The 4,167-nt window shown below is 70.3% G+C and carries 3 protein-coding genes and 1 pseudogene; all 4 read right to left on the bottom strand.

The features are described from left to right. Positions 1 to 61 precede the first annotated feature (61 nt). The gene (locus tag IY392_RS12925; RefSeq protein WP_107756625.1) at positions 62 to 916 is read right to left on the bottom strand and encodes a GNAT family N-acetyltransferase; all 855 of its coding nucleotides are present in this window, start codon (positions 914 to 916) and stop codon (positions 62 to 64) included. 3 nt (positions 917 to 919) lie between these two features. After that, positions 920 to 2,068, bottom strand: a complete 1,149-nt coding sequence (gene ispG / locus IY392_RS12920; protein ID WP_182612891.1) for a flavodoxin-dependent (E)-4-hydroxy-3-methylbut-2-enyl-diphosphate synthase — start codon at positions 2,066 to 2,068, stop codon at positions 920 to 922. Between the two features lie 136 nt (positions 2,069 to 2,204). After that, positions 2,205 to 3,422, bottom strand: coding sequence for an RIP metalloprotease (locus IY392_RS12915; RefSeq protein WP_107756627.1), 1,218 nt, complete (start codon positions 3,420 to 3,422; stop codon positions 2,205 to 2,207). Between the two features lie 6 nt (positions 3,423 to 3,428). Continuing rightward, positions 3,429 to 4,167, bottom strand: a pseudogene (locus IY392_RS12910) (1-deoxy-D-xylulose-5-phosphate reductoisomerase); the annotation flags it as partial.

Genomic DNA, 4,167 nt, shown 5'->3' with positions numbered 1-4,167 from the left:
GGTGGGGGTCGTCATGGTCTCCAGGATAGGGCCGCTCGCGCGACCGGACCGGTCCGGGAGGTCACAGCAGGACGGTCGCGTAGTCGACGGCGTCGGTCATCCCGACCCGGCGGTAGGTCGCTCGGGCGGCGGTGTTGGATCCGTTGACCACGAGCGACGGAGTCAACCGGCGGGCCTGGAGGGCGGAACACACCGCGGCGATGCCACCGGTTCCGAGCCCTGCCCCCCTCCGCTCGGGTCGGACCCAGACCCCCTGGATCTGCGCCGACCACGACGAGACCGCGGCGACGTCGGCCTTGAAGAACACCTCACCGTCGTCGACCCCGATCCATGTCCTGCCCCTGGCCAGGGAACGCGCGACCCGACGCCGGAACGGGATCCCGGAACCCACCGCGAACGGATCGGAGCCCAGCTCCTCGCGGTACATCGCCGCAGCGGCGGCGAGGACCGATTCGAACTCGACCAGGGTCGCGGCCCGGACACCGCCGAGGACGAGGGCCCGGTCCACCGGGCGGCGCAGGGACATGAGGTGCTGCGAGTCCCGATACTCCCGGTGGGGACCCCAGCAGGCGCCGAGAGCGTCCCACAGTGCGGAGACCTGTTCCCTCCGCCCGTGGACGGACATCGGACCGACACCCAGGCCCGCCACGGCGACTCCGAGCGCGCGGTGATCGTGCGCGTCACCGCGCAGGGGCAGGACCGAGCTCCCCACGAACACCAACGACCTCTCGGGGCCACCCAGGGTGAGGAACCTGCCCTCCGGCCCGGGGACCGCACCGGAGGTGGCGAACTTCTCCGCAGCGGGACACGACACCAGCGGGTCGGACTCGAGGACCGCGAGGAGTGCCCGGGCCTCTCCGGGCCCCACCCCGCGGCATCCGTCGGTCGCTGCCGCAGGCGCGGCCGTGTCGGTCATGGCCTATCGCGTGACCTTGACCTGGGGGCCCTGGCCGACGGCGGCCTCCCCGACGGGTTCGCCCATCTCCTCCGCGATCCGCATGGCCTCCTCGATGAGCGTCTCGACGATCATCGCCTCCGGGACGGTCTTGATGACCTCGCCCTTGACGAAGATCTGGCCCTTCCCGTTACCCGAGGCCACACCCAGATCCGCCTCACGCGCCTCACCAGGTCCGTTGACCACGCACCCCATGACCGCGACCCGCAGCGGGACGGTCATGCCCTCGAGACCCGCGGTGACCTCGTCGGCGAGCTTGTAGACGTCCACCTGGGCACGCCCGCACGACGGGCATGAGACGATCTCGAGCTTGCGGGGACGCAGGTTCAGGGACTGCAGGATCTGCGAGCCGACCTTGATCTCCTCGACCGGCGGCGCGGAGAGGGAGACCCGGATGGTGTCGCCGATCCCCTCCGACAGCAGGGCCCCGAACGCGACCGCGGACTTGATGGTGCCCTGGAACGCGGGCCCGGCCTCGGTGACCCCGAGGTGGAGCGGGTAGTCGCTCTTCGACGCGAGCTGACGGTAGGCCTCCACCATGATCACGGGATCGTTGTGCTTGACCGAGATCTTGATGTCCCCGAACCCGTGCTCCTCGAAGAGGGACGCCTCCCACAGCGCGGATTCCACGAGCGCCTCCGGGGTGGCCTTGCCGTACTTGGCGAGCAGTCGTGGGTCGAGGGACCCCGCGTTCACCCCGATCCGGATGGGGATACCGGCCGCACCGGCCGCCTTCGCGACCTCCGCGACCCGCCCGTCGAACTCCTTGATGTTTCCCGGGTTGACCCGCACCGCCGCGCACCCCGCGTCGATCGCGGCGAAGATGTACTTGGGCTGGAAATGGATGTCCGCGATGACGGGGATCGGCGACTTGCGGGCGATCGTCGACAGGGCGTCGGCGTCCTCCTGGCGGGGACAGGCCACGCGCACGATGTCACAGCCCGACGCCGTGAGCTCGGCGATCTGTTGGAGCGTGGCGTTGACGTCGTGGGTCTTGGTGGTGGTCATGGACTGGACCGACACCGGATGATCGCTGCCCACACCGACCGGGCCCACGGCCAGTTGACGCGTCCTGCGGCGCGGTGCGAGGACCGGCGGCGGACCGTCTGGCATGCCCAGACCGACGGGGATGGAGGAGGAGTCGTTCACAACAGGGCCTTCCGTAGGGTTGCCAGCCGGGTGCTCGCTGATCGGCGTCCGCCATTATCCGCGTTCCGGGGCGCGGGGGCGAGGGCAGGAGTCCGCGCGCTCATCCCGTCAGCAGTATGGGGTTGACGAAGTCCGCCGTGATGACGATGGCGGACACGCCGATCAGCAGCACGAACACGCCGATCGTCAGCGGCGCGAGCTTCTCGTAGTCGGCCGGCCCGCCCGGCGCCAGACCGCGGAGTCGTCTCAGTGCGTCCCGGATCTTCTCGTAGAACACCACCGCGATGTGCCCACCGTCGAACGGGGTGAGCGGGACGAGGTTGAACGCCCCGAGGAACAGGTTCAGCCCGGCGAGGAAGAGCAGGAAGAGCCACCAGGCACCCTGTTCTGCCGCCTGGCCGCCGATGTGGCTCGCGCCGACGACCGAGACGGGCGAGTCCTCGGCCCGCTCGGCACCGAAGATCGACGCCGCCACCGCCGGGATCTTGGACGGGAACGAGATGAGCCCGTCGATCGTGGCCTCGATCATCTCCCCGGTGAAGACGAAGGTCGCCGGGATGGCTCCGAGCGCATCGTAGGTGTGGACCGACTGATAGGCGGGGTCGTCGAGGATCTCCCGCGGGATCCCGTCCTCGGACAGCCGGACTCCCAGTGCCCCCCTCGCCTGCCCTCCCTCGGAGGACGAGGTCAGGCTCGCCGTCGTCGTCAGTGTGTCCCCCGCCCTGTCCACCGTCACCGGCACGGTCTGGCCGGGACGCGCGGAGACCACCTCGGACAGGTCGGACCAACTGTTCACGGGCTGCCCGTCCACGGATGTGATCCGGTCGCCGGGCAGGATCCCCGCCTCACCCGCGGGGCCGACCCCGACCCCGCACCGATCCGCCGCCGCGCAGGTGTCGCCCACCACCGCAGCGACCCGGTCGGTCGGGATCGGCTGGACGTCCCTGTTGACCAGACCCCACCCCAGGGCCACCGTGTAGAACAGCGCGATCGCCAGGACGATGTTCATGACGGGGCCGGCCAGCAGGACCGCCACACGCTTCCACCAGGCCTGACGCCACATGGCCTTCGGTTCGTCCTCCGGCGCGAGTTCGTCGTACGCGGTCATCCCGGCGATGTCGCAGAACCCGCCCAGCGGGACCGCCTTGAGGCCGTACTCGATCCCGCCACGGCGCACGGACCACAGCGTCGGCCCGAAACCGACGAAGAATCGACGGACCTTCATGCCCGACCACTGCGCCACCCTCATGTGCCCGTACTCGTGGAGCACGATCGACACCATGATCCCTAGTGCGAAGAGCACGATCCCGAGGACCATCACGGCTCAGCCCTCCCGACCCGCGACGAGGGCGGCGGCGTGCCGCCGCGCCCAGGATTCCGCCGCCGTCACGTCGTCCAGATCCCGGGGATCGGACGACCACTCGTCCGCCGCCCCGACCGTCTCCGCCACCACGTCGACGATCTCGGTGAAGCCGATCCGGCCGTCGAGGAAGGCCGGCGCGGCCTCCTCGTTGGCGGCGTTGAACACCGCCGTCCGCAGGCCCCCCGCCGATCCCGCCGCGCGGGCCACGGAGATCGCCGGGAACGTCTGCTCGTCCACGGGCTCGAACGTCCAGGTGTGTGAGGCGGAGAAATCTAGGGGGGTCGTGGCCCCGGGGATCCGGTCCGGCCACCCGAGGGACAGCGCGATGGGCAACTTCATCGAGGGAGGAGAGGCCTTGGCGATCGTGGCACCGTCGACGAAGGTCACGGCCGAATGCACCACCGACTGCGGGTGGACGGTCACCTCGATCTTGTCGTAGGGCACCCCGAACAGCAGATGCGCCTCGATGAGCTCGAGAGCCTTGTTGACCAGGGTGGCCGAGTTGAGCGTGATCATCCGCCCCATCGCCCAGGTGGGGTGCTGCAGCGCCTGCTCCGCGGTGACGTCCGCGAGCTGCGCGCGCGTCCTGCCCCGGAACGGGCCTCCGGACGCGGTGAGCACCAGTCCCGCGACCTCGTCCGCCGTGCCCGAGCGCAGGCACTGCGCCATGGCCGAGTGCTCCGAGTCCACGGGCACCAGC

It is taken from the genome of Dietzia sp. SYD-A1, assembly GCF_015356725.1.
In the GTDB taxonomy this organism is placed as follows: domain Bacteria; phylum Actinomycetota; class Actinomycetes; order Mycobacteriales; family Mycobacteriaceae; genus Dietzia.
The sequence above is the reverse complement of the archived record's forward strand: the minus strand, read 5'-3'. Positions and strand labels throughout refer to the sequence as shown.

Bases quoted from the DNA above. Each gene is read 5' to 3' on its own strand.
- ispG (WP_182612891.1), bottom strand. From the start codon at position 2,068: ATGCCAGACGGTCCGCCGCCGGTCCTCGCACCGCGCCGCAGGACGCGT.
- IY392_RS12925 (WP_107756625.1), bottom strand. From the start codon at position 916: ATGACCGACACGGCCGCGCCTGCGGCAGCGACCGACGGATGCCGCGGG.
- IY392_RS12915 (WP_107756627.1), bottom strand. From the start codon at position 3,422: ATGGTCCTCGGGATCGTGCTCTTCGCACTAGGGATCATGGTGTCGATC.